This window comes from Thermococcus sp. 2319x1 (assembly GCF_001484685.1).
Lineage (GTDB): Archaea > Methanobacteriota_B > Thermococci > Thermococcales > Thermococcaceae > Thermococcus_A.
On the sequence record NZ_CP012200.1, the window covers coordinates 1,883,882 to 1,910,510 of the forward strand.

At 44.2% G+C, this 26,629-nt stretch carries 29 protein-coding genes and 1 CRISPR repeat array; of the genes, 10 read left to right on the forward strand and 19 right to left on the reverse strand.

Annotated features, from left to right (window positions below):
* Genes ADU37_RS10460 through ADU37_RS10485 form a run of 6 tightly spaced genes read left to right on the forward strand, consistent with a single transcriptional unit; the run spans position 1 to position 7,545 of the window.
* Positions 1–435, forward strand: a complete 435-nt coding sequence (locus ADU37_RS10460; RefSeq protein WP_058947527.1) for a hypothetical protein — start codon at positions 1–3, stop codon at positions 433–435.
* Positions 404–880 carry a hypothetical protein gene (locus ADU37_RS10465; RefSeq protein ID WP_144433278.1) on the forward strand — a complete coding sequence of 159 codons (477 nt, stop codon included), beginning with the start codon at positions 404–406 and terminating at the stop codon, positions 878–880. Before ADU37_RS10460 ends, ADU37_RS10465 begins: the two co-directional genes overlap by 32 nt.
* The gene (locus ADU37_RS10470) at positions 877–2,373 is read left to right on the forward strand and encodes a hypothetical protein (protein ID WP_058947529.1); all 1,497 of its coding nucleotides are present in this window, start codon (positions 877–879) and stop codon (positions 2,371–2,373) included. The genes ADU37_RS10465 and ADU37_RS10470 overlap by 4 nt, the downstream gene beginning before the upstream one ends.
* Complete coding sequence (locus ADU37_RS10475) at positions 2,370–4,481, forward strand: hypothetical protein (protein WP_058947530.1); 2,112 nt, start codon at positions 2,370–2,372, stop codon at positions 4,479–4,481. The genes ADU37_RS10470 and ADU37_RS10475 overlap by 4 nt, the downstream gene beginning before the upstream one ends.
* Complete coding sequence (locus ADU37_RS10480) at positions 4,481–6,760, forward strand: DUF2341 domain-containing protein (RefSeq protein WP_058947531.1); 2,280 nt, start codon at positions 4,481–4,483, stop codon at positions 6,758–6,760. Before ADU37_RS10475 ends, ADU37_RS10480 begins: the two co-directional genes overlap by 1 nt.
* 11 nt (positions 6,761–6,771) lie before the next feature.
* Positions 6,772–7,545, forward strand: coding sequence for a DUF2101 family protein (locus ADU37_RS10485; protein WP_058947532.1), 774 nt, complete (start codon positions 6,772–6,774; stop codon positions 7,543–7,545).
* Here ADU37_RS10485 and ADU37_RS11155 read toward each other — a convergent pair.
* The 12 genes from ADU37_RS11155 to ADU37_RS10540 form a co-directional block, all read right to left on the reverse strand.
* On the reverse strand, positions 7,470–7,757 hold the full coding sequence (locus ADU37_RS11155; RefSeq protein WP_082663061.1) for a hypothetical protein: 288 nt from the start codon (positions 7,755–7,757) through the stop codon (positions 7,470–7,472). The two genes, ADU37_RS10485 and ADU37_RS11155, sit on opposite strands and share 76 nt — an antisense overlap.
* Positions 7,758–7,859: 102 nt before the next feature.
* Positions 7,860–8,228, reverse strand: a complete 369-nt coding sequence (locus tag ADU37_RS10490) for a PIN domain-containing protein (protein WP_058947533.1) — start codon at positions 8,226–8,228, stop codon at positions 7,860–7,862.
* Positions 8,225–8,452 carry an AbrB/MazE/SpoVT family DNA-binding domain-containing protein gene (locus tag ADU37_RS10495; RefSeq protein ID WP_058947534.1) on the reverse strand — a complete coding sequence of 76 codons (228 nt, stop codon included), beginning with the start codon at positions 8,450–8,452 and terminating at the stop codon, positions 8,225–8,227. The genes ADU37_RS10490 and ADU37_RS10495 overlap by 4 nt, the downstream gene beginning before the upstream one ends.
* A gap of 55 nt (positions 8,453–8,507) precedes the next feature.
* Positions 8,508–9,074 (reverse strand): GMP synthase subunit A, encoded by a 567-nt coding sequence (locus ADU37_RS10500; protein ID WP_058947535.1) that lies wholly within the window; start codon positions 9,072–9,074, stop codon positions 8,508–8,510.
* Complete coding sequence (locus ADU37_RS10505; protein ID WP_058947536.1) at positions 9,071–9,379, reverse strand: nucleotidyltransferase domain-containing protein; 309 nt, start codon at positions 9,377–9,379, stop codon at positions 9,071–9,073. The genes ADU37_RS10500 and ADU37_RS10505 overlap by 4 nt, the downstream gene beginning before the upstream one ends.
* 47 nt (positions 9,380–9,426) lie before the next feature.
* Positions 9,427–10,350 carry a glutamine-hydrolyzing GMP synthase gene (gene guaA, locus ADU37_RS10510; protein ID WP_058947537.1) on the reverse strand — a complete coding sequence of 308 codons (924 nt, stop codon included), beginning with the start codon at positions 10,348–10,350 and terminating at the stop codon, positions 9,427–9,429.
* A gap of 73 nt (positions 10,351–10,423) precedes the next feature.
* Entirely contained in the window at positions 10,424–11,875 is a 1,452-nt protein-coding gene (gene guaB / locus ADU37_RS10515) for an IMP dehydrogenase (protein WP_058947538.1), read from the reverse strand.
* Positions 11,862–12,056, reverse strand: coding sequence for a hypothetical protein (locus ADU37_RS10520; RefSeq protein WP_058947539.1), 195 nt, complete (start codon positions 12,054–12,056; stop codon positions 11,862–11,864). Before ADU37_RS10520 ends, guaB begins: the two co-directional genes overlap by 14 nt.
* Before the next feature lie 431 nt (positions 12,057–12,487).
* Positions 12,488–12,931: direct repeats of the CRISPR family, unit length 30 nt; unit sequence GTTCCAATAAGACTTCAAAAGAATTGAAAG.
* 23 nt (positions 12,932–12,954) lie between these two features.
* Positions 12,955–13,956, reverse strand: a complete 1,002-nt coding sequence (locus tag ADU37_RS10525; RefSeq protein ID WP_058947540.1) for a formate--phosphoribosylaminoimidazolecarboxamide ligase — start codon at positions 13,954–13,956, stop codon at positions 12,955–12,957.
* Between the two features lie 68 nt (positions 13,957–14,024).
* Complete coding sequence (gene pdxT / locus ADU37_RS10530) at positions 14,025–14,618, reverse strand: pyridoxal 5'-phosphate synthase glutaminase subunit PdxT (protein WP_058947541.1); 594 nt, start codon at positions 14,616–14,618, stop codon at positions 14,025–14,027.
* A gap of 20 nt (positions 14,619–14,638) precedes the next feature.
* A complete protein-coding gene (gene pdxS, locus ADU37_RS10535; protein ID WP_058947542.1) occupies positions 14,639–15,646 on the reverse strand; it encodes a pyridoxal 5'-phosphate synthase lyase subunit PdxS in 1,008 nt (335 codons plus the stop codon).
* Between the two features lie 126 nt (positions 15,647–15,772).
* Entirely contained in the window at positions 15,773–16,531 is a 759-nt protein-coding gene (locus ADU37_RS10540; protein ID WP_058947543.1) for a sulfide-dependent adenosine diphosphate thiazole synthase, read from the reverse strand.
* A gap of 89 nt (positions 16,532–16,620) precedes the next feature.
* Between ADU37_RS10540 and thiC the strand changes: the two genes are divergently transcribed.
* Genes thiC through ADU37_RS10560 form a run of 4 tightly spaced genes read left to right on the forward strand, consistent with a single transcriptional unit; the run spans position 16,621 to position 20,091 of the window.
* On the forward strand, positions 16,621–17,898 hold the full coding sequence (thiC, locus tag ADU37_RS10545) for a phosphomethylpyrimidine synthase ThiC (protein WP_058947544.1): 1,278 nt from the start codon (positions 16,621–16,623) through the stop codon (positions 17,896–17,898).
* 5 nt (positions 17,899–17,903) lie between these two features.
* Positions 17,904–18,563: a phosphoribosylaminoimidazolesuccinocarboxamide synthase gene (locus ADU37_RS10550; RefSeq protein WP_058947545.1), complete on the forward strand. Its 660-nt coding sequence runs from the start codon at positions 17,904–17,906 to the stop codon at positions 18,561–18,563.
* A complete protein-coding gene (locus ADU37_RS10555; RefSeq protein WP_058947546.1) occupies positions 18,560–19,492 on the forward strand; it encodes a formate--phosphoribosylaminoimidazolecarboxamide ligase in 933 nt (310 codons plus the stop codon). Before ADU37_RS10550 ends, ADU37_RS10555 begins: the two co-directional genes overlap by 4 nt.
* Positions 19,489–20,091: an IMP cyclohydrolase gene (locus tag ADU37_RS10560; protein WP_058947547.1), complete on the forward strand. Its 603-nt coding sequence runs from the start codon at positions 19,489–19,491 to the stop codon at positions 20,089–20,091. Before ADU37_RS10555 ends, ADU37_RS10560 begins: the two co-directional genes overlap by 4 nt.
* Here ADU37_RS10560 and ribH read toward each other — a convergent pair.
* Genes ribH through ADU37_RS10595 form a run of 7 tightly spaced genes read right to left on the reverse strand, consistent with a single transcriptional unit; the run spans position 20,088 to position 26,496 of the window.
* Positions 20,088–20,549 (reverse strand): 6,7-dimethyl-8-ribityllumazine synthase, encoded by a 462-nt coding sequence (gene ribH, locus ADU37_RS10565; RefSeq protein ID WP_058947548.1) that lies wholly within the window; start codon positions 20,547–20,549, stop codon positions 20,088–20,090. The genes ADU37_RS10560 and ribH overlap by 4 nt on opposite strands.
* Positions 20,546–21,718: a bifunctional 3,4-dihydroxy-2-butanone-4-phosphate synthase/GTP cyclohydrolase II gene (locus ADU37_RS10570; RefSeq protein ID WP_058947549.1), complete on the reverse strand. Its 1,173-nt coding sequence runs from the start codon at positions 21,716–21,718 to the stop codon at positions 20,546–20,548. Before ADU37_RS10570 ends, ribH begins: the two co-directional genes overlap by 4 nt.
* On the reverse strand, positions 21,699–22,268 hold the full coding sequence (locus ADU37_RS10575) for a riboflavin synthase (RefSeq protein WP_058947550.1): 570 nt from the start codon (positions 22,266–22,268) through the stop codon (positions 21,699–21,701). The genes ADU37_RS10570 and ADU37_RS10575 overlap by 20 nt, the downstream gene beginning before the upstream one ends.
* Positions 22,253–23,302 (reverse strand): bifunctional diaminohydroxyphosphoribosylaminopyrimidine deaminase/5-amino-6-(5-phosphoribosylamino)uracil reductase RibD, encoded by a 1,050-nt coding sequence (gene ribD / locus ADU37_RS10580; protein WP_058947551.1) that lies wholly within the window; start codon positions 23,300–23,302, stop codon positions 22,253–22,255. Before ribD ends, ADU37_RS10575 begins: the two co-directional genes overlap by 16 nt.
* 55 nt (positions 23,303–23,357) lie before the next feature.
* A complete protein-coding gene (nadC, locus tag ADU37_RS10585; RefSeq protein WP_058947552.1) occupies positions 23,358–24,188 on the reverse strand; it encodes a carboxylating nicotinate-nucleotide diphosphorylase in 831 nt (276 codons plus the stop codon).
* An 11-nt stretch (positions 24,189–24,199) separates the two neighbouring features.
* Positions 24,200–25,102: a quinolinate synthase NadA gene (gene nadA, locus ADU37_RS10590; protein WP_058947553.1), complete on the reverse strand. Its 903-nt coding sequence runs from the start codon at positions 25,100–25,102 to the stop codon at positions 24,200–24,202.
* A complete protein-coding gene (locus tag ADU37_RS10595; RefSeq protein ID WP_058947554.1) occupies positions 25,099–26,496 on the reverse strand; it encodes an L-aspartate oxidase in 1,398 nt (465 codons plus the stop codon). The genes nadA and ADU37_RS10595 overlap by 4 nt, the downstream gene beginning before the upstream one ends.
* Between the last annotated feature and the right edge of the window lie 133 nt (positions 26,497–26,629).

Genomic DNA, 26,629 nt, shown 5'->3' on the forward strand with positions numbered 1-26,629 from the left:
ATGAGGGCTCAGCTAAGTCTGGATTTCCTTTTTGCGTTTGTGCTGGTGACCTTAACAATGTTGAACCTCATCTATCTCTCAAACAGTGAGGTAGCCCATGCTGAAAGCTTTGATGTAATGGCAAAGGTCAGGGTATTCTCCGCTGAGATAGTTGACCACACCGCCAAAGTCTATGCTGTGGGTGAAGGTTACAGTCTTAAGGAGGAGCCCCCGCAAATAGAGGGAGCAATCTTTAACATAACCTTCAATGGAGCAGAAAACAAAATAACCGTAAACGCAACCGTAAATGGAAAAAGCTACTGGGTGGTTAAGAACTCAACGGTTCCCATAGCCAATGCATCGATAGTTGTTGAGAGCAACGATACATTTTGGATAAAAACCGTGAAAATAGGTGGTATGCTCTATGCGAACATCACGAGCTCAGACGGCAATTGAGATGGTGTTTATATTATCCGTGTTATTCATAGGTCTGCTCCTCATAATCCCCTCATACACGGACAATAGCACAAATATGGCTATAGTTAGTGCCGTTAGGAGCTCCACCTCCAAGGCGATCACGTATTTAAACACGGGCGTAATGAGCGATGAGGAGCCCTATACACTGCTGAACCCAATAATGGAAGAAATCCATAGGGCTGAAGGGAATCCCCATCTGGCAATTAAGACCCTAAAATCCGAGGAAAGTGAAAGGGACGTCAATATAACCATAAGCCTAACAACACCATTTTCCTCCGTGGCAGGTATAGACAACTTAAATGAAACGATAAAGGGCTTTATTGAGAAAGACCTCGTGAAGAGCTTTAGGTTTACAAACTCCTCCGACAATTTAGTCTATGGGGGAAAGGTTGTGAGAATAAAGGTTAAGGTGGAGAGAGGATGAGGAAAGGCCAGTTGCTTTCGATAGATGCTCTGCTTTCACTGGTTATCGTTGTGATGGTCGTTGGGGTAGTGATGAACACGAACGATATGATCAAGGCTGAGATAACAAATCTCTTAGACTGGTACGATAGGGCGAACATAGCCAACAACATGCTTGATGTTTTGACTAAGAGTCCGGGTTATCCAGAGGACTGGGAGGAGAATGTGAGCGGTGTTAAAATGATTGGACTGAGGCATGGAAATTACTCTTATGCCTTGGATTATGAAAAAATACTTGCTCTTAATAGGTCAAAGGAGAACTTAACGGAGATCTTTAATCACTTGGCGAGAGGAAAAGACTTTATGTTTGAGTTTTACGTTTCAAAGTATAACTTAGATGTAGAGGGCAGGTTTCCGAGAGTCTATATAAACAATATAACATTTGCAAATCCAACTCCACCTCCATTTGGGTTAATAGTTGATATTTCTAAACCAGAAGCGGGGGATAAGACATTTCGGGTGAGTTACATACGTGTTGTCAAAGGCGGGAAGATTTATGAAAATGATGAAATTTGTAGTATTAACAGGGGAAACAATGTTGACTTGGATCCGGGGGATTATGTAATGTTTATAACGGAGGAACCAGTAGAAATAGTAGGGAAAAGGGGCAGTGAGCTACTCCATGATTACCTTGTTTATCCCCCCGTTGTTGTAGAGATATATGTTGGACTAGAAGAAAATCAAAATCAGAACAACTTTAGCAACTTTTTAATAGAATTTAGTCCAAAGGGGCAATGCCGGTATGGCTGGTATGATCTTAAACTAGGGACACAGGGTAATGTTATTATAACAGTTTCCTCATATGACAGCACCTTCCCCAACCTCACCTCCACCTACAATAGTTTCAGGGACTTTTATGACTTGAATGAGCCGCTATACAGATTCGCCTTTATAAACAAGACCTTTGTAAATGATGACGCTATAATAAAAGCATCTATGCAGAGATCACCATGGATAGAGTCCGTTGAGAGGACTTTTGTATTTTTGAAACCAGTATACAATCTTTCTGCGGGACCTTCAGAGGAAGAGCCCCTCGTTTACGGGTTTGTGAAGTACAAGGTCATGGATGGGGAAGTGGTCAGGATCAAAGTTAACTCATCAAACTATGGAAACCTAACTTTAATAAGCCAGCTCGGCATTGAGATAAGGGGATTGTTCGTTTATGGGAATCAAAGCGATTTAAACGCAACGCTTGTATGGTACGAATATGAAAACGGAAACAGAACAGCAAAACTAAAAGTATACAGGGGCTTCAATGGGACTATAGACGTTCCCTTCAAAGAGCTTTTCGGCTCGACTGATACTCAGAACAAGATACTCCTTTTATGGCTCTATTCATTAGAGGGCTGGTCAAGAAGCGAAGTGGAAATCGAGTTTATTCCGGAGATAAGGTACATGCTCGAGCCCAAGTTTGACGACGCTATAATAAAACTTCTCGTGTGGGATGACAGATGAGGAGGAGGGGGTTTATCTTCACACTCGATGCTTTGCTCTCGTTGATTTTGGTTATGGTGTTTGTTAGCGGCATGGTCGCTATTACAGATAATACAAATGTTTACACAACTTCATTAAGGGAGGGGAGCAAGTACAAAGCTGAAGATGTTCTCACAATCCTAAGAAATGTTCCTCTTAAGGAGTTTGTTTCTCCGGAGATTTTAGAAAACTGGAGCGCCAGTGGTGTTCTTGATGGGTCTCTTGTGAATCCAGATATGAGTCCCCTTGATATAATCGCCACTTACTGGGCAACCAGAGATCTCTTTCCGGAGAAAAACCTCACCCATAAGGCAGAGTTGATTCTGGGATACCTTTTGAACAAAACTCTTGAGGGTTATTACTATGAACTGTTTATAAACAACTACACGAGCCCTTATCTTAGAAAGGTCGGTGGGGATTACTCCAAGGCCTTTGAGGTTTCTCCCGCAACGCTCACCTTGAGCGGGTACAAGTACAACCAGACGCCGAGGGGCTATATGGCGAGGGCGTTTTTGACGAAGGTGACTGTTGAGAGGGAGGAACTTTACGGCTGGTTCAGGGTTCTCGCGGGTGCTGATTATGGTAACTATGGTCCCTTGAATCGTCTGAACATAACGCGCGTTATAACTCTTCCGGAGGATGCAGATGTAATAAGTGCTGATGGAAAATTTGTCTCAAGAGAAGGAGAACGCGTGGATGTTTACATAAACGGAGACTGGATTGGGGGAGGATATAATCAGGTCAACCTGAACAACCTTGAGAACTACCTCAGAGGAGGCGACAACGTCATTTCCCTCATATTTTCAAATGCGCAGGGTGACGAAATTGGTTCCGCAAGCGGTACCACAATGTACGTTAAATATAAAAGCAACAGCCTCAGCGTAGAGGATCCTGGAACTGTTAAGATATATGATGTAACTTCGGAAAGGACTGGAATTATGTATCTCCTTGAAACTTTCGTGCCAGGGAACATAACTTCGATAAACATGCGCTTCAGCGTTCACAACGTCGGCACTGTAAGACTATACTACGGTCTCGGTGGGGATCTCCATCTTCTTTTAACAAAAAATGGAAATCCAAATGGGGATGCTGTTGTTGAGTTTACCGACAGCGAGATAAAGGTCGCTTTGAACGCAACGGGAGTTACTTACGATGACCTCAGCAAGATGGTATTTGACTTTATCGTTGGATTCGATGCCTATTACAAGAACGGGGACTGGTATTATGAGGGGGATGACAATTACAACGATGATGCCAACAGGGAGCGGAGAATATACGGGTATCCAGAATCCTACGTCAAGATAGATTACGTGCCCGGAATACTCACAACCCAGTACAGCATTCCCCTATCCATCTACTTCCCATACGGCGATCCGAGGGTTACCTATAATGGAAACGGCCTTCAGGTTAGATATTCACTGCCGGAAAACACTACTCCTTGGTATGCTGATTTTTGGGTAGGGTACAGGTTTTATGATTATTCAACATACCAGGAGCTCTGGGAGAACAATCAAAGATTTTATAGGGGGCCGTTGGGCAGGTATGCAATTAGGGTGGCATACACGAGGCTTTACGAGTGGATGATGGTTCCGGGGCAGACAAACAACTTCGAGATTAGGATGACGGATGGTAATTCTATAGTAAGGGATGAAGAGACGAGAGGTATCATCAAGTACTTCATCCAAGGATACGCCGGTTATGGGGATGTGTTCCCCTTCCTTCTTCAGGATTATCTCACTTACAAAGGCTACAATCTAACCTACTACTACAACGGTTCCTCCGGAATTGTGGAGAAGAATATACTTGTTGGAGATCCTCCATACAAGTCTATATCAATTGACGACCTCAACCCCGATATAGAGAGAGGCTACGCTGTAGATGATGCCATTCTAAGACTCTTTGATAAACTCAACTATAGAGGAGACTTAAATCCAGGGGAATGGAGAAAGAAACCATTTGACGGCTCTCAAGAGAACCCAATAGACGTTGACCTCTCAGAGGAGGTTAAAATTTCTTTCGTTGATATGGGAGAAATTCCGGGGCTTTTTGAGCCCGTCCAGATTACCCTTAGGGTATGGAGGGAGGATTAATGAGAAGGAGGGGCTTCGTGCTGAACTCCGCAGTTTTGGTTCTTCTCATCCCCATGTTACTTCTTTTGGCGACTTATGAAGACGTTTCCTCTCAAATATTTCGGGCACAGAACGAGAGAGTTCTCGTGGAGAGGAGCTTCAGGGGGGTTGCTTACTTTGACTCTGACTTTCAGAGGGCACTTGAGATTTCTGGAAAGAGAGCATTAATAGCTGCTATAGACTACGTTACAGCCACTGAAGAATTTATAAAACAGAAAATGGCTAACGAAACCTTGAAGGATTTAATTCTATTTGGAACCAGTGAGGAACTTTCGGGCTATGAGAATTTGGAGAAGATTATGCAAAACCAAACCATTGAAAGGTGGCTTATTTTAACAAGAGAATATCTCCTTGAACAGGGATTTTTGATAGAGCAAAGCAACGAGGAGATATTGAACAACATGAGGATTACTGTTGGTGTTCTTGATTCCTTCACTATTTTCGTAAAGGCAAAGATTCCTAACATAACGGTGAGAGATTTTAACGGCAAGATAGTCTACAGTGGCTCTATCCCAAAGAGTGGCAACCCCACTTATGTGTTTATAGACATTAGAAACCTTGAAGATCCATTATTCCCTCCAATGACGGGGGGAAGGTACTCAAGATCCATCAGGGCATGCGTCTACCCCTATCCGGAGCTAACAGGAAGGCCAGTAAAGGTTCTTGAAGGGAAGGGTAGCAGTGATAGGTCTTATGTTCTTGGAGAATTTTCTAGGAGTATTGGTGAAGATTACATCTACTTCGGTGACTTTTATCCCGGTGATGGTGCTCTCGCTTATGTGCTTTTGAATGGCTCTCTTGAATTGAGCGCTCCAATAATTGTGAACACCAGCGTAGGCGGAATTCCAATCTCCCCTATAAACGTTCTTGACGAGGGTGATGCGGGGGTTTTGGTCTTTAGAAACCTTAGTGCTGGGAGTGAAAGGAAAGGATGGTGTGCTTTAAGCTACAACTACAGGGTTAACGTCACAATAACCAACCCCAGCCCAACAACCCTAACGAACTTTCAGGTTCCAATAACTCTGAAGCTTTCTTCCAATAAAATTTCCTTGCCTCAAACTCCAAACATTGTAGTTTACGATGGGGACTGCAATCCAATTAACTTCTGGGTCGAAAAGTGGGAAAAAACAGGTAACACAGTTGATTTGATAATATGGGTGAGAACCTCTATTTCTGCAGGCTCCAGTAAAACCTTAAGCATATACTTTGATAGTTCAGCTCCAATAGAATGGGGAGATCCAAATCTTATATTTGAATTTTATGAGGACTTTGAGGATGGTAATTTAGATGGATGGGAATTTGCTGGACCTACTAATTGGACTGCGACTACTGATGATGCACGTTCGGGCAGTTACAGTGCGAAAAGTGGCGTTTTATCCAGCAAGAGGGAGACTTCATGTATGTACAGAACTGTTACAGTCTCAGGAGATAGTGAACTTTCTTTCTGGTGGAAGGTTAATAACAACAAGGGCATCCTTTCCTTTTATTTGAATAACACACTAAAAGATACAACCACTAATACGAATTGGCAAAACAAGACTTATGAGCTTTCTCCAAGCTCTTATGTTATAAAATGGTGCTTTAACACTACTAAAAGGAACCCTAAAGATAGTGACGTTGGTTATGTTGATCTGATAATTATAAGAAAAGCAGGGGGATCAGGGGTTTCTGTAACATCTTCTGAGGTGGAATCTAAGCCAGAGTATCCTCTCCAACCCTCTGTCGCAAAAGCCTACGACCTCCAACCTTTCCTCGAATGCCTCTTGGAGCAGAGGTACTTTGGAGTCTACAATGGCTGGTCTATATTTGAGAGACTTGAAGGAAGCTATGATAACCATGAAAAATACGAAGAGCTGGCAAATAAAACCCAAGATGAGCTTGGAATAAGTTATGAAGATAAACATTATCCAATTGGTTTGGTGAGTTTCATGATTCCACACGATTCCTTTGACAGCAAGCTATATACCCTCTTTGCTTTGGGCCTAACGGCTAGGCCATTAAAAGAAGGTCAGAGCAGTGCTGACTACTATTTCCTTCAATATTACTTTGGAAATGGGAATGAGACGAATGGCTATAGAATGTGGGGGGTTTCGTATGGAACACTTGATGTTCCCTACTTTATTTTCAACCCTCCTGTTGATTTGTCTTTCATTCCCTTCTTCCTTGACAATCAAACAGCAATTTCAATCTTAAGTAATGAGGCAGCATGTGACCTGCTTGAGGGCTATACCTGCAGTTAGGGGTGGTAATCATGACCCTTGATGAGATCTTCTACAGGGTGGGTGAATTAGCTGAAAAATCAGCCAAATGGATCGTGAGGTGCATAAAAGAGATAGCAAAGCCAACAACATCAAAAACCCCACCAAAGTTCAAACTCCTCAGAAAGCTAATAAAGAGGGAACTCACGGTTCATGAGCTCTTAAGCTTGAGCATTCAGCTTTCCTTCGTTGCTTACCTTATATTGTCCCTCCTCTTCGTCCTCTTCGGAAATGAGCTTTATCTGACTTTGTTTTTTGCCCTCTATTTCGCTTATCTGAGATACACCATTTTAAAAAATCAGGAATTCTTTATTGAGGTTGAGCCCTACAGGTTCTTTTACTATGGGTTAACGGCGATTGGTTTTCTTTCCTTTATTGGATATCTCGTGGTGAGAAGGCTCGCAGAGAACGTTTACTATTTTTATGCCTACCTGATGATTATCTTTATAGCCGTGCTGGGGTTTAGGTACCTCTACAAATCGAGGTTCACTCGTGACTGGACTTACGGCGTTGTAGAGGAGGTCAAAGGCGAGCTTGTAAAGATTGGCGTTCACGATGACATAAGGGCCAACGTTAAGCCAGGCAAGTACTGGGTCGAGAGCTCGGAAGATGTTGAAGTAGGCGATATAGTTAAAGTTCTCGTCGAGGAGAGGGTATTCAGGAGCTCTATTCCAAAAAGGGTCTTGGAGGTTCACAGAACAAAGCCTTCATCATCTGAGACTTCAACGGAGCCAAAGGCTGAAAGTGAGAGCAGTAGCAGTAAATAAATAGATGTGTAGGGCTCTTTTTTGTAAGTTTTCGTGAACCCTTTTCCCTCTTTAATCACAAGGGGCTCTACTTTCTCTTCTGGAGGGGACACAATTATCTCTCCCTCTCTGCTATTAAACTCCCACCTAAGTCCTTTGCATACCCTTTCAATGAACCTTGCCGCTTTTTCAGGTTCCTTGAGCCTTATGTGATAGTAAAGGGTATACCCCATGTTTCTCCCTCTTTTACATTTTAATATAGTAAGAAAATAAAATTTAAAAAAGTTTTGTTCTTATGATTGGGAGTTTATTTTGAATGAAAAACAAAGGATTGATTATTCTTCAAGCTCCCTGAGGTTGATTCTCTCTATTCCTAACCTGTCATAGACACTATCTGAGCTTATGATTTTGCCGTTGCAGTTTGCTGCGTGAAATGCATCAAAAACGTTCACATTGTGTTCTTTGATGTAAAATGCAGCCCTTAAGTACTTTGTATCCTCTATGTTGCATATTGCCATGACACTTGAGGCGAGTCTTATAGGGTCAAGGTTATGGCGTTTGGCTAAGAGCATCAGCTCGATAAAAGTGACCTCTGAAGTTGTTATCTTCCCTTTATATTTTTGGAGTATCTTCTTCGCGTTTTCTTTCAGCCAATCATTTGGCTTTAGAAGAGCAAGAAAGAAATCTGTGTCTGCATAAATCATTTCAGCTCCTCCAGTGCTTGATTTAATATATCCTTTTTGAGTTCTTCAATTGTTTTGTTTGGGAGGTTTCTTCCAAGTTTTTCCAGCTCTTTTATGGGGTCTTTAGGTTTTGGAACTATCAAAATCCCATCTGGAGTTTCCACAAGGTACACATCTCTGGTGAGCTTTTCCCTCATCTTTTTCGGAATGTATAGTCTGCCCTTGGAATCTATTTTTGAGAGCATCTATTCCCACCATAATAAAAATAAGTTGGGAAATTATTTAAGATTTTCCCAAAAATCAAAGCTCCCCGCAGAGCTTGGCAAAATTCCTGTAAATCTCGCTTCCCTTCTCCGTATGAGCAACTTCTGGATGGAACTGGACTCCATAAATTGGAAGTTCTTTGTGCTTCATTGCTTCAACGGGGCAGAACTCGCTCTTAGCTAAGAGCTCAAATTCCTCTGGAAGCTCTTTTACCTCATCCATGTGGCTCTCCCAGACCTTGAGCCTCTTTGGGAGTTCCTTGAAGATATCGTTCTCCTTGACTATCTCGACCTCAACGAGGCTGTATTCAGCTTTTTCTCCCCTACCAACTTTGCCGCCAAAGTGCTTTGCTATGAGCTGATGTCCCAGGCATATTCCAAGTATGGGCACGTTGAAGTCTTTGTAGTTCTCTAAGATAGCTTCACAATTTCCGGTTTTTTCCAAATCCGGCCCGCCTGAAAAGATAATTCCCTTGGGCTTCATTGCCTTTATCTCCTCAAGCGGCGTTGTGTTTGGGATTATTTTCGCCTCAACGCCGAGGTAGCGTAGGGTTCTCCAAATCCTGTGCACATACTGCCCGTGGTTATCCATTATGACGATCATTGTGAACCCTCCTTTTTCACATTTTGCAAAAATGGTGAATCAGAAGTCATGAAAATGTTCTCCGGGTAGTCTATTATGGATATAACCTTCTCATCTTTGAGACTTAACTCTGCTATAACCTCCATAATTTTCTCGTATTCTTCAAGACTCAGTCTTTCCTTTACAATTAACAGAACATCTACATCGCTTTCGGTGGAATAGTCCCCTCTCGCATAAGAACCATAAAGGATGACCTCTTTAAGCTTATCCCCCAATATGGAATGAACCTTTTCTCTTAGTTCTTTTAAGAGGAGCTGAACGCTCATTCCTCATACACCATTGAAAATTTAGTTGAAAAATTAAATAAACGTTATCACTCAAACTCAATTGTAGCTGGAGGTTTGTTGGTTATGTCGTAGAGAACCCTTCCTACTTGGGGGATCTCGCTCGTTATGCGAAAGGCTATCCTCTGGAGCACCTCAAAGGGAACATTCATAGCGTTTGCCGTCATACCGTCCAGGCTTTCAACGACCCTAACGGCTATTGTCTCTTTGTAGGCCCTTATGTCCCCTTGCACTCCAACTGTCTTAACCCCTAAAAGCACGGCAAAAGCCTGCCAGGGTTTTAGGCCGGCTTTTTCAATCTCTTCCTCAACTATTGCGTTAGCTTCCCTTACTATGGCTATTTTCTCCGGCGTTACTTCTCCGATTACCCTCACGGCTAACCCCGGGCCCGGAAATGGCATGCGGTTGTATATCTTCTCCGGCAAACCGAGTTCCTTTGCAACTTCTCTCACCTCGTCTTTGTAGAGATCCCTTAGGGGCTCTATGAGCTTTAGGTTCAATCTCTCTGGTAAACCACCGACGTTGTGATGGCTCTTTATCTTTCCTTGGCTTTCGATCCAGTCTGGAGCTATGGTGCCCTGAATTAAGAAATCCGCGTTGATTTCCCTCGCCACTTCCTCAAAGACATCTATGAACGTTTTTCCTATGATTTTTCTCTTTTCCTCCGGATCGGTTACACCTTTAAGTGCCTCAAAAAACCTCTCTTGGGCATCCACATAAATCAAGTTCAGGCCGAACTCATCTCTGAAGGTCTTTACAACGAACTCGGGTTCCCCTTTCCTCAGGAATCCTGTATTCACGAAGACCGCATAGAGCCTATCCCCAATGGCCTTATAGGCTAATATTGCCGCTGTCGAGCTATCTACGCCTCCGCTTAGTGCTATTATTGCCTTTCCATCTCCTATTTTGCTTCTGATTTCGTTAACTTTTTCCTCAATAAATTTCTCCCACATGAGCGTCACCTTCAACACAAAATTGTAAAATCTGATTTAAAAATTTTGCTATTTTGAACATAAAAATGTAAAATCATCCCTCGAGGGGATAATTTGGCGCCTCGTTTGTTATTGCCACATCGTGGGGATGGCTTTCTCTAATCCCCGCCTGGGTTATTATAACGAACTGCCCCCTTTCCTTAAGTTCTTCAATGTTTCTTGCTCCAACGTAGCCCATTCCAGCCTTTAATCCACCCACAAGCTGGTAAAGCACTTCACTTACTCTACCTTTGTAGGGAACAACCCCCTCAATCCCCTCTGGGACGAATTTCCTCGTTTTCATGTGGCCCTTCTGATAATACCTCTCCGCTCCTCCCTTCATCATTGCTCCCAAGCTTCCCATTCCCCTATACTGCTTGTATTTCCTTCCATTTATCGTGACTTCCCTTCCGGGAGCCTCTTTGGTTCCGGCTAAGAGGTTCCCCAGCATAACCGCATCTGCCCCGGCCGCTATGGCTTTGACGATGTCCCCGGAATACCTTATGCCCCCATCCGCTATTACCTTGATTCCATATTCCTCAGCCCTGTCTGCCACCATGGAGATTGCCGTTATCTGTGGAACTCCAACTCCCGCCACAATTCTCGTCGTACATATGCTCCCCGGCCCTATACCTACTTTCACGGCATCTGCAAAAGTTAAGTCGTCAACGGCCTTTGGGTTTGCTATGTTTCCAACTATCATCTCTGCGTCGATTTTGCTTCTCATTTCCTTCATCGCCTTTATTGCCTTCAGATTATGTGCGTGAGCGGTATCAACGACGATGACATCCGCTCCAGCTTTATCGAGGGCAAGTGCCCTTTTCAGGTCAAAGGGCGAAACCGCTGCTCCTACCCTTAACCGGCCTTCTTCATCTCTCACCGCATTTTTGTGCTTCTTTCTTGCAAGGAGATCCCCCATAGTAATAATTCCAGCGAGCTTTCCTTCCTCGTTGACTATTGGAACCCTTTCGATGTTGTTCTCTATCATCAATGACATTATCTCCTCTATGCTGGCAGTTTCTCTTGCTGTTATGACTTCCCTCGTCATCACATCTCTGACCCTTTGTCCTTCTCTTGTCGTTATGTCGGTTTTTGTTACTATCCCGACCAGTTCCCCATTTTCAATAACTGGTAATCCGTCTATGCCTTCCCTTTCCATTAAAAAGAGTGCGTAATCTATGCTTTCCTCTGGAGAAATCGTGATGACCTCTTCTATGGTTTCTTCCCTTTTCACCCTTTTTACCATCTCCACCTGCTCATCTATGCTCATATTCCTGTGGATAACCCCTAATCCTCCTTCCCTTGCCATGGCTATTGCCATTTCCCATTCAGTAACCGTGTCCATTGCTGCACTGAGAATGGGGATGTTGAGTCGTATATTTGGAGTGATTTGGGTAGAAACGTCAACATCTTTCGGCTCCACTTCAGTTGCCTGCGGAATCAAAAGCACATCATCAAAGGTGTATCCCTTTATTGCGTTAACAAGCTTTTGTTCAAATTTTCCCATTCTTTATCTCCTCCTCACCCTTTTTATGGTGAGAAGCCATGGGTCTTTTAAAGTTTATTGTGCCAAAATTTGTGCTCAAAACCATGTGGATGATCAGGTTTTTGTTAAAAATTGGGGCTAAGGAGTGAAGCGAGGTTTTCCCGGCTCCCGTTGTGGATCCTGATTTTCCAATTTTTCTCATTTCAGTGGCCTTGTTTTCAAATCAAACTTCCCACAACGTTCTGGATGTCTTTAGTAACTAAAGGTTATTATTGGACAAAGAGTTATGATATTTTGAGGTTTTTGTAACGAAATTTTTTCGGGTTTTTGAGCGAAGGCTTCTCAGGAATTCTTTAATGTCCTCTCCTCGCGGAAATTCGACCATTTTTAGTTTAAAGTGTTTTTATTAGTCTATTTTTGATTTTAGCCTTTGTTCTGTCTCTGGAAGTCCCATGAACAAGACTGGACATGGGAGAAAAAGAGTAAGTTCAGACGAGCGAGTGTTTTAGAGTCTTTCTTAATGGCTCGAATTCGAGCTTTTTGAGGGGAGTTTTATCAACCCTTTGACGAAAAGCTTATAAGATTCAAGCCATCTAATTACTTTGCAAGGAATTTCAAGGAAAATTCACCCCTGTTCCAATAAGACTTCAAAAGAATTGAAAGTCAACGTACACACTCACGCCGTTCAAAGTATTCCCGAGGTTCCAATAAGACTTCAAAAGAATTGAAAGGCGGTGGCGGAGGGAGAGCTGTTCAAGTATATCCGCAGAGTTCCAATAAGACTTCAAAAGAATTGAAAGGCAATGGTGATGGTGAAATTGAAGGAGGGAGATTGCCAGTTCCAATAAGACTTCAAAAGAATTGAAAGATCAAGTAGTTCACGACGTTACCCCTTCTCCTCTTTCCAAAGTTCCAATAAGACTTCAAAAGAATTGAAAGTGGTGTCAAGGTCGATCATAAGAATGTTGCCCTTTTCCATGTTCCAATAAGACTTCAAAAGAATTGAAAGTACTCCTTAAACGCCTCGAGAACCTTTCTCACGGGGCAGTTCCAATAAGACTTCAAAAGAATTATAAAGAGCCTTAGTTTGGGTAGCAAAGCTAAGTTAGGATATCGCCAAGTCTATCTTCTTCGATCGCCTGCCTTATCTCTCTGGCAATTCTCCTTCCAGTGCTCATTGGCTCGTTGTATCTGAGCCATGTGTATGGGGAGCCGTTTATGAAGGGATTCGTTCCGGCAACGATTCTCGCTGAGATTTCAAAGACCACGAATTCCATGTCCTCCGTGATAACTCCCTCAAGGCAGAAAGGCCCCCAAAGTCCCCCCATAAGCTTTTCTGACGCTTTTACCACCCTCTCTCCAGCCTCGATTATATCCATGAGCAGGCTTTCTCTGAGCACTATTGGAATGTTCCCCACAACTGTGTAGCTCGTCTCCACCCCGATTTCAAGCTGCTGCTCTGCGCTTATCCTTCCTATCGCATCTGCGTTGCTTTCGTATCTCTTATCTATACTCATGAGCTCAAGCTCTTTGTTGAGCTTCGAGTAGAAGAAGTGCGGGTAAACGGGAACGCCTATGACGTATTCCTGTATCTGAACATGCTTTAAGTCTTCTTTGTCCTTAATTCCAAGCTTTGAAGCTTTTTTCCAGAACTCTTCCGGTGTTTGGGCTAAAAAATACCCTCTGCCGCCTTTCGCTCCGTAGGGCTTTACTATAACCGGTCTATCTATATCGTCGGGATCTTCAATGACCCCGGGAACCCTAATTTTTGCTTCCAAGAGCCATTTTCTCTCAAGCCCTCTGTCGCTTTCCCACTGGAGAACTTTTTTGTTTCCATAATAGAGAGCCCTCATGCTTTTAACTCTCTCGATGCCAAGATGAGCAACAAAAGAACCTGTTGGGATTATTATTGCGTTCCTCTCTACGAGTTCTTCCTCAGGATACTCTCCAATCAGGAACTCGTCTGCTACGGGGAAATATTTTGTGTACAACGGCTTTACCCTCGCCTTTCCAAAAGCTATTGTTTTGAACCCCTCTTGCTTTGCTCCGTGAAGTATTTGAAGTGCAGAGTGAGAGGCGTATGTTCCGATCCTAAACTCCATTTTATCACCAAGAAAATGTAAAAAGTTTGGGATTTTTAAGGTTTATTTTTGCATAAAAATGTTAAAAATTAGAGGGCTTTTCGGAGGAAGTATTCGTGGAGTCTTGTATCGTCGGTTAGCTCCGGATGGAATTCAAGCCCGATAATGTTCTCCTGCTCAACGCCAACTATTCTGTCTCCAAGCCACGCTATGGGCTTAACCCTACTGCTCAAAAGCTTTACAATCCTTGGGGCTCGGATGAAAACTCCCACAAAAGGTTCTCCGCTGAAAGCCAGCTTTAGTGGTGCTTCAAAGCTGTCAACCTGTCTGCCGTAGGCGTTTCTATTGACCTCGACATCAAGGAGCTCCAAGAACCTCTGCTCGGGGGTTGCCCCGATGACCTCTTTGGATAGCATTATCAAGCCAGCGCAGGTGCCCATTATTGGAGTTCCGCCCTCTCCGAGCTTTTTAACTCCTTCGAAGAGCCCGTTTTTAATCATGAGCCTTGAGATAGTTGTGCTCTCTCCACCGGGGATGATTATGGCATCTACCCCTTCCAATTGCTCCGGCTTTTTGAGCCAGAAGACTTTTCCACTAATCCCCATTTGCCCCATGGCCCTTTTTGTTGCCTCTATGTGTTCACTTACAGCTCCCTGAACTCCCACCACTCCCACTTTGAGCATCCTCTCTCCTCCGAGGAACGTCAGACTCCCCTTTCTTCCAAGCGAACATCGAGCTGGGAAATCTCAAGACCCTTCATTGGCTCACCTATCTCTCTGCTTATTTCCGCAATAACGTCTGGCTCATCGTAATGGTTAACGGCCTCAACTATTGCCCTCGCCATCTTTTCCGGATTTGAGCTCTTGAATATGCCACTCCCGACAAATACCCCATCCATTCCCATCTGCATCATCAAAGCGGCATCTGCCGGTGTAGCAACGCCTCCAGCGGCAAAGTTAACCACTGGAAGTCTTCCCAGCTTCTTGATTTCAAGAAGGATTTTGTAAAGTCCATCAACTATCTCCCGATAGGTGTACTCCTCATAAACGGGCTCGTTCTCCAGAATTCTTGGCTCAAGACCGCTTATCTCCCTTATCTCCAAGGCAAGCCTTAAATATGGCTCTGCAAACTTCTTTGCAACTGCGTAAATTCCTTCGTCTGTCATTCTCTGGAGCAGTCTTATGTTTTCGTTTACAAGCCTAACATGCCTTACCGCTTCAACGATGTTCCCTGTTCCCGCCTCACCCTTTGTTCTTATCATTGCAGCTCCTTCCCAGATTCTTCTAACGGCTTCTCCAAGGTTTCTTGCACCACAAACGAATGGCACTTTGAACTTCCTCTTATCCACGTGGAAGTAGGGATCTGCTGGAGTCAAAACTTCACTCTCGTCAATCATATCAACACCCAAGGCTTCAAGGGCGAGAGCCTCAGCATAATGGCCTATTCTTATTTTCGCCATAACCGGAATTGTGACCGCATCCATGATTTCCTGAATCTTCTCAACCGGTGCCATCCTCGCTACTCCACCGGCCTTTCTAATATCCGCTGGAACTTTGTGAAGAGCCATAACTGCAACCGCTCCGGCCTCTTCTGCTATTTTTGCCTCCTCTGCATTTGTAACATCCATTATAACGCCGCCTTTTACCATCTTAGCGAACCCTCTTTTCAGCCTTTCAGTTCCCTTTTGCTCAATAATCTCAAATTTCCCCATCTTCCTCACCTTAAGTTAATTTTTTCAGTTATATTCAAGTTAAAACTTGATATAAGCTTTGCGGCCAAGCTTTGTGAAGGGAGGCAAAAAGGGAATGGGGGGACCTTGAAAGAGAAAGGATGAAAGTCACTCCTTAAGCTTCTTAAGGATCTCCATGGCGGCTTTTCTTCCACTTAAGAACATTCCGCCGAATATTGGCCCCATTCTCGGGGCTCCACTTACTGCGTTAGCTGCCATTCCGGTGACGTATAGCCCGGGGTATATTTCTCTTGTGTTTTCTACAGTCAGCTTCTCTCCCATTTCGGCCCACATTGCACCTTCGCCCGGTATTTTCTCTATCAGTCCTCTTTTTAAGAGGTGTTGTGTTATCTGTGCCCCATGCCCGGTGGAGTCGATAACATATTTTGCCTCTATTGTTAGCGGGTCAACGTGGAGATTCGTCATTTTCACTGGCGTCCAGTTGATAACCACCCCGCAGACGCGCCCTTCCTTTATTACGAGGTCTTCCACCTCTACCATGTTGAATATCTTGACACCTTCTTTAACGGTCTTGCTTGCTAAAGTTGCGGCCGCTTCTACTGCGTCTGCAATATAAAGGCCTTTTCTGAATAGTTTGTAACTTATTCCAAGCTCATCCAGGATTTCTCTTGCCTCTTCCTGTACCACTATCTTATTGAATCCCATTCCCCCGCCCCAAATTCCCCCGCCAATTGAGAGCTTCTTTTCAAAAATCGCCACCTTTGCTCCTCCTTTGGCGAGGTAGTAGCCAGCCACCATTCCAGAAGGTCCGGCCCCTACTATGGCAACATCGAGGGTTAGGCTGTCCAGGAGCTCCTTTGTGTAAGTTTCCACTATTGCCCGGGTTATCTCAACGTCTCTTATCATTTCCCCTCACCCGTAAATTTTTAAAACTCCGGTAAAAACTTAGTTTTGGTATTTAAAAACTTTGTTATAACCGGGTTGTGGTGATTAACATGACCCAGATGGAGGAGGCAAGAAAAGGCGTAATTACTGAGGAGATGAAGTTTGTGGGTGAAAGGGAAGGTGTTGATCCAGAAAAGCTTAGAAGAAGTGTTGCAAAAGGCTATACTGTCATCTTCCGCAATGTGCGTCATGATTGGGTGAAGCCCGTTGCTGTGGGCATGGGAGTGAGGGTGAAAGTAAACGCCAACATAGGGACTTCTAGGGATATAGTGGACGTTGAGGAGGAAATAGAAAAGGCAAAAATAGCAGTGAAGTATGGCGCTGACACAATAATGGACCTCTCCACTGGGGGGGACCTCGATGCCATAAGAAAGAGGATTATGAGGGCCGTTGATGTTCCTGTTGGAACGGTTCCGATTTACCAAGCGGCTGAAGAGATGCTCGCAAAAGGGAAGGCAATTGTGGAGATGAGCGAGGATGATATGTGGAATGCCGTGGAGAAGCACTTTAGGGACGGGGTCGACTATGTCACTGTACATGTGGGCGTGACCAGAGAACTCGTTGAAAAAATGAAGCGCACCAATAGGGTAGTCGGAATGGTCTCTCGCGGTGGAACGTTTTTGGCGGCGTGGATACTCCACTGGGGAGAGGAAAACCCGTTCTACAAGAATTACGACTACCTTCTGGAACTTGCCAAAGAATACGATGTTGTTCTCAGCTTGGGAGATGGCCTAAGACCCGGTGGTTTACCGGATGCCGGGGATGAGCTTCAAATAACCGAGCTCTATACCATAGGAAAGCTTGTGAAGAGGGCAAGGGATTTTGGAGTTCAAACCATGGTTGAGGGGCCGGGTCATGTGCCGATAGACCAGATTCCAATGCACGTAAAGATTGCAAAAATCGCCACCGACAACGCTCCCTTCTACGTTCTTGGTCCAATCGTCACGGACATCTTTCCGGGCTATGACCACATTGCCGCTGCAATAGGAGGTGCTATAGCTGCTTTAAATGGAGCTGACTTCCTCTGCTATGTAACCCCCGCGGAGCACTTGGGGTTACCGGATAAGGAGCACGTTCGCCTTGGAGTGATAGCCACAAAGCTGGCAGCCCATGCCGTAAACTTAACCCGCTTTAGCGAAGATTACATGAAAGATTACCTCATGAGCCTTGCAAGGAGTTCTCTGGACTGGAGTAGGCAGTTTGAACTAGCTATGGACAAGGAGCGCTTTTTGGAAATCAGGAAAAAACGGCCGACCTCGAGCGGGACTTGCAGCATGTGTGGTGACCTCTGTGCGATAAAGCTCATAAACGGCATGCTCAAAAGGTGAGATGCATGCGTTTGATTTACAGGGGAAAGACCAAGGACGTCTATGAAGACGGTGACTTCCTAATTTTTTACTTCAAGGATAGTCTCTTGGGTTCCAATGGAGAAGAAGACACGGGTGGGAACGAGGTAGTGGGAGAAAGAGAAGGCAAGGGAAGCGCTGTTTTAAAACAAGCGGAATTTTTCTTCAAGCTGCTGGAAAAGAACGGCATAAAGACTCACTTCGTCGAGCGGATCGACGAAAGGAGAGCAAAGTTCCTGAAGACAGAAAGAATCCCCATTGAAGTTATCTATCGCTTCAAAGCCTATGGCAGTTTCCTGAGGCGCTACGGAGAGGTTGTCGAACCCCTTCAGAAGCTTGACATTGTTGAGTTCACACTGAAAAGCGATGCCCTTGGCGACCCTTTGATCTGCGATGAAGCGGTAGAAAAGCTTGGTATAGCCTCGGGGAAGGAGATCGAGGAAATGAAGAAAACGACAAGAAAAGTCGCCCAAATTTTGGGGGAATTCTTCAGAAACAGGGGGCTTGAAATAGTCGACTTCAAGCTTGAGTTTGGAAGGAGGAACGGGGGGCTCTTGGTAATCGATGAAATAAGCGGCGATACGATGAGGGTAATGAAAGACGGACAGGTTTTGAAGCAGGAAGAACTTCTGGGGGTGATTGGATGATCGTCTCGACGATAGCCTCTCATTCCTCGCTTCAAATACTCCAGGGTGCAAGGAAAGAAGGCTTTAAAACTCGCTTATATGTCTCCCCAAAGAGGAAGAACTTCTATTCCTCGCTCCCGATAATTGATGAGCTCATCCTAACTCCGGATATGAAGGCGATACTTGAGGACGATGGGATAATAGTCCCACACGGGTCTTTTGTTGCTTATCTCGGCATTGAGGCAATTGAAAAAAGCAAAGGGAAGTTCTTCGGGAACAAGAGGTTCCTAAAGTGGGAGACAAAGTTCGACTTGGTGAATAAAGCCCTAAAGAAAGCAAAAATACCGCAGGTAGAAGCAGTTGATTTGAGCGAGGTTAGGGAAGATGAGCTCTACTTCGTCAGGGTTGAGGGCCCTAAGGGGGGAAGTGATCATTTTATTGCCTATGGAAGAGAGCTTGAAGAAAGGCTTAGCGGGGTTAAAGAACCATACAGAATTGAACGTTTTGTTGATGGTGTCTTTGTTTATGTCCACTTCTTCTACTCCCCTATTTTGGAGAGACTTGAGCTCCTTGGCGTTGATGAGCGGTTGGTGATAGCGGATGCAAACAAGAGAAGACCCTTCAAACCTCTGCCCTACACAATATTGGGCAACAAGGGCATAGCCTTGAGGGAATCCCTTCTCCCGGAGCTCTACGAGTATGGTCTGGCGTTTGTTGAATCCATGAAAGAGCTTGAGCCTCCGGGGGTTATAGGGCCCTTTGCCCTGCACTTTGCTTACGATGGCGAGTTTAGGTGCGTGGGCTTTGCCTCGCGCATAGACGGTGGAAGCAATGCCAAACACTGGTACTCATCGCTTTACTGGGGTGAAGAAGTCATGATGGGTCAGAGGATTGCCAAAGAACTTCGCCTGGCATTGGATGAAGACCGCTTAGAGGAGGTGATAACTTGAGGTACGTTGGAAGAATGTTGGGGGTTGGACTGAAGGACGGTAGGCCTTTTGCCTTTTATCGCCTTAACTCTCGCTCATTTCCGGATAGAAAAGCCGTGATAAAAGAAGATGGGGTGTACATAGTGAATTTAACTGAGACTGAAAACCCCTACGTGAGCTATCCGGCGGTAAAAATTCTTTCAGACTATGCAGTTGTTGGCAATGGCTCGCACACAACCTTTATAGCCCAAGCACTTGAGTGGGAAAGCCCAAAAAAGGCTCTGATTCATGTTTTGGACGCTATGGACTATGAGAGAGATCAGTACAGCACGCCAAGGATTGCCGGGATAATCCAGAGGGACAAAGATTGGGCATTTTTGGGCTTCGCGGGAAGAGATGAGTTCTGGGTCAAAAGAGTTAAGCTCGAAGAAGGAGGGGCATTTTTCACAGCGACCTACAATATTTACGGTATTGAAACGCTGAGCTTGGATTTTAAAGATGAAAATGACCTTGTAGAGAGAGTGCTTGGACTGGAGTTTGCCAACCCGGTTCTGGCGGTTGGAATTGTTGATTTGGGAGATAAATTCAAAATTGGAGTAAAAGAAGTGAAGTGGCCTTAAGAAATCTTTTTCATCTCTTTATTCAAATTTGCCATTTCCAATGTGGCCAGAGCGTATTCGAAGCCTTTGTTTGACTTTATTCCTGCCCTATCAAGTCCTTGAAGTTCATTATCAACTGTTATAACGCCAAATATCACGGGCGTTTTGTAGGTTAAGTTTACATGTGCTATTCCCCTTGCGACCTCGTTGGCAACGAGCTCAAAATGATATGTTTCCCCTCTGACAACGGCTCCCAGGACTAAAATCGCATCGTAGCGTTCAGTCTTGGCCAGCTCTTTTGCGACGAATGGTATCTCAAATGCCCCCGGAACTTTGAAGATATCTATGTTCTCGACACCATGTCGTTTAAAACAGTCTAATGCACCGTCTAAAAGCTCCTTAGTGAATAAATCGTTAAATCTACTCACAACTATCCCAATTTTTAAGCCTTCGCCTTTATAATTCCCTTCGTAAATCATCCTCCTCCCTCCAAAAGCGGTTTTAAATTGTGTCCAAGCTTGAGCATCTTGGTCTCTAAATAAGGCCTGTTAACCTCGTTAACCTCTCCAAAAATCGGAATAACCTCAACAACCTCTATCCCAAACTCCTCCAACGCTTTAACCTTCCTTGGATTGTTCGTCAAAAGCTTAACTTTCGAGACTCCTAAAGCTTTGAGCAGTTGATAGGCAACGCTGAAATCCCTTTCATCCTCTTTAAAGCCCAGCATTTTGTTCGCTTCAACGGTGTCAAGGCCTTTGTCCTGGAGTTCATAGGCTTTGATTTTGTTTTTTAGTCCTATTCCCCTCCCTTCCTGCCTTAAATAAAGTAAAACTCCTCCCTCTTGGGCAATCATCTTTAACGCATTGGTCAATTGACTTCCGCAGTCGCACTTTAGAGAAGCCAAGGTATCGCCTGTTAAGCACTCAGAGTGAAGCCTAACAAGAGGGGCTTCCCCCAGAGGCTCCTTAACTATCGCTATGTGATCCCTAAAATCCAGCTCGTTGTCAAAGGCTATTATCTCAAAATTACCGTGATGCGAGGGAATCTTCGCCCTGGCATGAATTCTAACGAAGTTTTTTCTTTTGACAACCTCTTTCCAGACTTCTCTAATTGTTACTATTGGGAGGTCATGCTTCTCTGCAAAGCTCCGTATAAACTCAAAGTTGTGGGAATTTCCTTCTTCATCCAGGAGCTCAATTATTAATGCATATCTCTTAAATCCGAGCATTTCCATGAGTTCAAGAGAGGCTTCCGTGTGGCCTTTCCTTTTATTTATGCCCACAGCCCCTAAGAGGTGTAAATGGCCTGGATAGCGAAAGTGTCCTACGCTTAGTCCTTCGGCAATCTTTTTAGCGGTTAAAGCCCTCTCCTCCGCGCTAATCCCTGTAAGCGTCTCCTTATAATCAACGCTTATTAAAAAGTTCGTCTCGTTGTCTTTTGAGGGAAGCTTAAAGAAGCCTCTCCTTAGAGCTTCCTCTTCATCCATGGCCAGACAGAGCATCCCTTTAGCTTGGAGCATGAAGTTTAATGTTTGGGGAGTTATTTTTTCAGCGGGATAGACCAGATCTGCCTCGATTTCCCTGTCTTCGTCAATTAGAACTATTGGTTTACCCTCAAGAAGGCTTTTCCTAAGCTTTTCCAGGTCCATATCTATCACCCAAAATACCCTTCAAATATCTTGCAACAATGTCTATCTCATAGTTTACTTCCTCTCCAACCTTTAGGAACTTCAAGTTGGTGTTTTCCCAAGTGTAGGGGATTGTCTGAACCCAGAATTGGCTCTTCTCAACTCTAGCAATCGTTAGGCTTACCCCGTTTAGAGCTATGCTCCCTTTTTCCACTATGCCAAACCTTTCCTTGGGCATTTCAAAGGCCAGCCAGTAAGTATTTCCCCTCCTTAGGACTCTCCTCAGCTTTAGGGTCCCATCGACATGCCCGGTAACCAAATGTCCATCAATTCTGTCCCCAAACTTTAGGGCTCTTTCAAGGTTAACGAGCTTTGCTTTCGCCAAGTTAGTCCTCTTTAGCGTTTCCTCACCAACGTCAAAGATTATTTGATCTCTAATTTCACTCACCGTTAAGCATGCTCCATTAACGGCAACGCTGTCTCCTGAATTCACATCTATGACCTTCTCCACGTAGAGCTTTCCCCCTGAGTAGCGTGCCTTTGCAACCTTCTCTATTATCCCCGAGAACATGGCCTTGCCTCCACGTAAAAGCTGTCCCCAAAGCTTTCAAACTTAAGAAACTCGACTTTAAAGGCATCACTAACTTTGTCAACGTTTAAGCACTCAAACGGGGAAATTCCTTTTCCAAAGAGCTTGTTCCCATAAAATAAGTGTAGTTTATCCGCAAAGGTCAAGAACTGGCATGCTATTCTTCCTCCCTCAATCAAAACGCTGTCTATTCCTTTTTCGCCAAGAATTTTTAGTATTTTCTCTGGATTCGTTTCCCTAATAACTTCTCCATTCTTCCACTCTTTTTCGCTCTCAGTGAAGACTATGACTCTCCCATCCTTAAAAGCCTTGAAATTTCCGTCAGCAGTTAACCCATGCCTGTCGAGGATTATTTTCACCTTTTCACTACACCCTTCTATTCTGCAAGTCAGCCTTGGATTGTCCTTGAGGATCGTATTGGCCCCGACCATTATCGCCATATACTTTTTCCTAAGCTCCTGCACTTTCCTCCTTGCTTTTTCTCCGGTAATCCACTTTGAGGAAAAGCTTTCTGTTGCTATAAAGCCATCTAAGGTCAAAGCAAGTTTTATTGCTACAAAAGGCATTTTCGTGGATATGTACTTAAGAAACACTTCGTTTAGCTTTCTTGCGTCCTCTTCAAGGACACCAACTTTAACCTCGATGCCTGCTTTTTCGAGCTTTTCAATGCCTTTTCCATTAACCATTGGATTGGGGTCTTTCATAGCCACTACAACTCTCGAGATGCCCTCTTCTATTATTCTATCTACACAGGGTGGCTGCTTTCCCCAGTGAGAGCAGGGCTCCAGAGTAACGTACATTGTTGCTCCTTTGAGGGAATACCCCCTGCTCTTTGCCTCTTCTATGGCGTTAACCTCCGCATGTTTTCCTCCAAAGTATTGGTGGTAACCCTTGCCGATTATTTTGTTCTCCTTGACTATAACTGCACCGACCATCGGGTTTGGGTTTACTCTTCCCTCCCCTTTTTTGGCTAACTCCAAAGCTAAGCTCATGAAGTACTCATCATTCATGGCCATCGGTAATTCAACAGATGTTCCAAATTTAAAAAATTTTGTTTCAAAAATGGAACATTTAATCTCTCACGATCTCCAAGCTCACGTCGAAGTTTTTCACACTGTGCGTTAAAGCGCCGAGGCTTATGATGTCAACATCAAGCTTCGCATAGCTTTCAATATTCTCCTCGCTTATGCCACCGCTCACTTCTATTTTTACTTTTTCTCTCAGTCCTTCGCTCTTTAAAGCCTCAAGAACATCTTCGATTTGCTTCGGTGTCATGTTGTCAAGCATTATGACGTCTGCACCTGCTCTGGCGGCTTTTAAAGCATCTTCAAGGCTTTCTACCTCAACCTCAACAACCTTGTAAACACTGAACGCTCTCGCCCTTTTGATGGCCTCCTCCAGAGGTACCAAAGCAAGGTGGTTGTCCTTTATGAGAATAGCGTCACTTAGGGAAAATCTATGGGGCTCCCCACCACCTAATAGAATTGCTTTTTTATCTAAAGGTTTTAGAAGGCTTTTTCTGGTACCCGCCACTCTGACCTTTGGATTAACACCCCTGATCCTCTCGACAAGCTTTCTTGTTTGAGTTGCTACCCCACTCATTCTCCCTATAATGTTCAATGCCGTTCTCTCGACGAGTAATATTTTCCTTGCGTTGCCCTCAAGCTCCATCAAAATCTGTCCTTTCTTAACCTCTTGACCGTCTTGGACTCTCTGCTTAACCTTGACACCGCAATGTTCGAACAACATCTTTGCCTCTTCAAGGCCAGCTACCACACCACTCTGCTTTGCTATGATAACTGCCTTAGCATCCAAAGTTTTTGGAATAATGGCCTCGCTTGTTATGTCTCCAAAAGGAGCATCCTCCTCTAAAAAACGGAGGAGATATGAAAGGGAAATCACGAAATCGCCCCCTAATCACTGAGTTTGAGCATCCTTTCAATTGCCCTTCTCGCCCTCTTTGCTATTTCTTCAGGGATGGTGATTTCGTATTTTTCATCTCTCAGAGATTCATAAATGTGTTTGAGGGTTATCGCTTTCATTCCAGTGCAAAAGGCATCTTCTCTGGCGGGATAGAACTTCTTGTTGGGATAGGCCTTTTGCAGCCTATAGCACATCTCTTTCTCAGTAAACACGACCCATTCATCATGCTGGCATGCGTTTTTGATCATCCCACCCGTTGAGACTATTAGATCTGCCCTTTTCTGAACTTCTGGTATGCATTCAGGGTGAACCATCAACTTTGCATTGGGATAGAGCTTTTTGGTTCTCTCAACGTCTTCAGGTGTGAATTTTTTATGGACGTAGCAGTGCCCTCCCCTCGGAATTGGGATAATGTTCTTTCCAGTGCGCTCTGCAACGTAATATGCGAGGTTATTGTCGGGCCCAAAAATTATTGTGTCGGCATCAAGTTTTGAGATAATCTTCTCGGCGTTTGCTGAAGTTACGGTTACATCGGCATATGCCTTAGTTTCAGCGGTTGTGTTTACATAAAGCACAACGGGAGCGTCTGGGTACCTCCTTTTGGCTTCGAGAATGTGTTCAACCTTAAGCATGTTCGCCATTGCACATGTAGCCCTCCTGGTTGGGAGGAGAACTTTCTTTTCGGGGTTTAGGATTTTTGCAGTCTCTGCCATAAAATCAACACCGGCAAAGACTATGATATCAGCGTCAACATTTACAGCTTTTCTTGCCAGTTCAAGGCTATCTCCAAGGAAGTCAGCTATGTCTTGAATCTCCGGAAGCTGGTAGTTGTGAGCCAAGATTATTGCGTTTTTTTCTTCTTTGAGCCTTATAATTTCATCCACCAAATTCACAGCATACACCTCCCGTTAAAAAGACTGAACCTTTCAAACTCTTTTTTCGTAAGGGGATAATCTTCCCTGTAGTGAACGCCCCGGCTCTCCCTCCTTGCCAAGGCACACTCTAAAATTCCCCTTGCTAAGAGTTTAATCCTCTCATCGGCTGTGATGTCTTCCAGCTCTTTTAGCCCTTTCCTAAGGCCATCCTCATTCCTCACTATCCCGGCATAGTTCCAGAGGATTTCTTTAACGCTTTCAACATCTCCAAGTTCTTGACTGGTGTCTCTAACTTCTACTGGCCCTCCCTTAGGGTTATCCCTCATTATGGTCCTTGCAACTTCTAATCCACTAACTATGCACTCCAAAAGGGAGTTGCTTGCCAGTCTGTTCGCCCCATGAAAGCCGTTATCTGCAGTTTCTCCAATGGCATAGAGATTTTTGACAGTGGTTCTGTAATAAAGATCCACCTTTAGGCCGCCTATGGAGTAGTGAGCAATTGGAGTTACTGGGATGGGCTCCCTCTTAGGATTTATGCCTTCATTAGCCAGAAAAGCATAAATTTGAGGGAACCTTTCTTTAAAATCCTCAATCTTCGTGGCGTCTAAATACACCCTTTTGCCCTTTTGCATCTGGCTATAAATTGCCCTTGCAACCACGTCTCTCGGTTCAAGTTCGTTAACAAATCGCTCGCCATCCTCATTGACAAGCTTTGCCCCGGCTCCCCTCACAGCTTCGCTTACAAGCTTTACTCCATTCCTTCCGATAAATCCAGTTGGGTGAAATTGAACGAACTCCAAGTTACTCGCCAAAGCCCCTTTCATAATTGCGTCCCCAATTAGAACGCCCAGGTTAAGTGAAGAACCGGCAGTATATTTGAACAAAGCAGTGTACCCACCAGTTGCCAGTATGGTAGCATCGAATCTTAGGAACTCCCCATTAACGAATACTCCATAACATTTTCTATTTTCTATGGCCATTGAGGAGGCATAACCCTCTATGAACTGGACACCAAGCTCTTTAGCTCTTAGATAAAGAAGCTTTGTTATATGCTTTCCTGTTTCATTTTTAATTGTGAAGACCCTTGGAAAACTGTGCCCCCCTTCGATCTCATTTCCTTCAAAGCTCAGGCCCAGGGAGAGCAAAAAATCATAAGCCTCACTGGATTTTGAAATAACGTTCCAAACGGCCTCCTCATCGTTTAGATACCTTCCAGCTCGGATTGTATCCAGAACATGTGACCTCACAGAATCTCCCTCAAGAATGGGGAAGGCTATTCCTGCCTGGGCTAAATAAGAATTTGTTTTCTTTATCCCTTTTCCGATAAGAGTCACTTCAAAGCCTTTTTTGGCCAACGCTATTGCCGCAGTTAACCCTGCTATCCCATTCCCCATGATTCCTATTTTTGTCATATGTCTACCCGAACATTTATTCGGTGGTCGGGTTTTAAAAGTTTGCTAAAATATCGGGCGCGTTTTGGGTTTTTGCTGAATTTTTCTATGATCATGTTCTTGGATGGAATTTAAACTCAAACCCAAAGGCATA

Excerpts from the sequence above, each read along its gene's own strand:
- ADU37_RS10460 (WP_058947527.1), top strand. The coding sequence starts at position 1 with ATGAGGGCTCAGCTAAGTCTGGATTTCCTTTTTGCGTTTGTGCTGGTG.
- ADU37_RS10465 (WP_144433278.1), top strand. The coding sequence starts at position 404 with ATGCGAACATCACGAGCTCAGACGGCAATTGAGATGGTGTTTATATTA.
- ADU37_RS10470 (WP_058947529.1), top strand. The coding sequence starts at position 877 with ATGAGGAAAGGCCAGTTGCTTTCGATAGATGCTCTGCTTTCACTGGTT.
- ADU37_RS10475 (WP_058947530.1), top strand. The coding sequence starts at position 2,370 with ATGAGGAGGAGGGGGTTTATCTTCACACTCGATGCTTTGCTCTCGTTG.
- ADU37_RS10480 (WP_058947531.1), top strand. The coding sequence starts at position 4,481 with ATGAGAAGGAGGGGCTTCGTGCTGAACTCCGCAGTTTTGGTTCTTCTC.
- ADU37_RS10485 (WP_058947532.1), top strand. The coding sequence starts at position 6,772 with ATGACCCTTGATGAGATCTTCTACAGGGTGGGTGAATTAGCTGAAAAA.
- ADU37_RS11155 (WP_082663061.1), bottom strand. The coding sequence starts at position 7,757 with ATGGGGTATACCCTTTACTATCACATAAGGCTCAAGGAACCTGAAAAA.
- ADU37_RS10490 (WP_058947533.1), bottom strand. The coding sequence starts at position 8,228 with ATGATTTATGCAGACACAGATTTCTTTCTTGCTCTTCTAAAGCCAAAT.
- ADU37_RS10495 (WP_058947534.1), bottom strand. The coding sequence starts at position 8,452 with ATGCTCTCAAAAATAGATTCCAAGGGCAGACTATACATTCCGAAAAAG.
- ADU37_RS10500 (WP_058947535.1), bottom strand. The coding sequence starts at position 9,074 with ATGATCGTCATAATGGATAACCACGGGCAGTATGTGCACAGGATTTGG.
- ADU37_RS10505 (WP_058947536.1), bottom strand. The coding sequence starts at position 9,379 with ATGAGCGTTCAGCTCCTCTTAAAAGAACTAAGAGAAAAGGTTCATTCC.
- guaA (WP_058947537.1), bottom strand. The coding sequence starts at position 10,350 with ATGTGGGAGAAATTTATTGAGGAAAAAGTTAACGAAATCAGAAGCAAA.
- guaB (WP_058947538.1), bottom strand. The coding sequence starts at position 11,875 with ATGGGAAAATTTGAACAAAAGCTTGTTAACGCAATAAAGGGATACACC.
- ADU37_RS10520 (WP_058947539.1), bottom strand. The coding sequence starts at position 12,056 with ATGAGAAAAATTGGAAAATCAGGATCCACAACGGGAGCCGGGAAAACC.
- ADU37_RS10525 (WP_058947540.1), bottom strand. The coding sequence starts at position 13,956 with ATGGAGTTTAGGATCGGAACATACGCCTCTCACTCTGCACTTCAAATA.
- pdxT (WP_058947541.1), bottom strand. The coding sequence starts at position 14,618 with ATGCTCAAAGTGGGAGTGGTGGGAGTTCAGGGAGCTGTAAGTGAACAC.
- pdxS (WP_058947542.1), bottom strand. The coding sequence starts at position 15,646 with ATGGGGAAATTTGAGATTATTGAGCAAAAGGGAACTGAAAGGCTGAAA.
- ADU37_RS10540 (WP_058947543.1), bottom strand. The coding sequence starts at position 16,531 with ATGATAAGAGACGTTGAGATAACCCGGGCAATAGTGGAAACTTACACA.
- thiC (WP_058947544.1), top strand. The coding sequence starts at position 16,621 with ATGACCCAGATGGAGGAGGCAAGAAAAGGCGTAATTACTGAGGAGATG.
- ADU37_RS10550 (WP_058947545.1), top strand. The coding sequence starts at position 17,904 with ATGCGTTTGATTTACAGGGGAAAGACCAAGGACGTCTATGAAGACGGT.
- ADU37_RS10555 (WP_058947546.1), top strand. The coding sequence starts at position 18,560 with ATGATCGTCTCGACGATAGCCTCTCATTCCTCGCTTCAAATACTCCAG.
- ribH (WP_058947548.1), bottom strand. The coding sequence starts at position 20,549 with ATGATTTACGAAGGGAATTATAAAGGCGAAGGCTTAAAAATTGGGATA.
- ADU37_RS10570 (WP_058947549.1), bottom strand. The coding sequence starts at position 21,718 with ATGGACCTGGAAAAGCTTAGGAAAAGCCTTCTTGAGGGTAAACCAATA.
- ADU37_RS10575 (WP_058947550.1), bottom strand. The coding sequence starts at position 22,268 with ATGTTCTCGGGGATAATAGAGAAGGTTGCAAAGGCACGCTACTCAGGG.
- ribD (WP_058947551.1), bottom strand. The coding sequence starts at position 23,302 with ATGGCCATGAATGATGAGTACTTCATGAGCTTAGCTTTGGAGTTAGCC.
- ADU37_RS10595 (WP_058947554.1), bottom strand. The coding sequence starts at position 26,496 with ATGACAAAAATAGGAATCATGGGGAATGGGATAGCAGGGTTAACTGCG.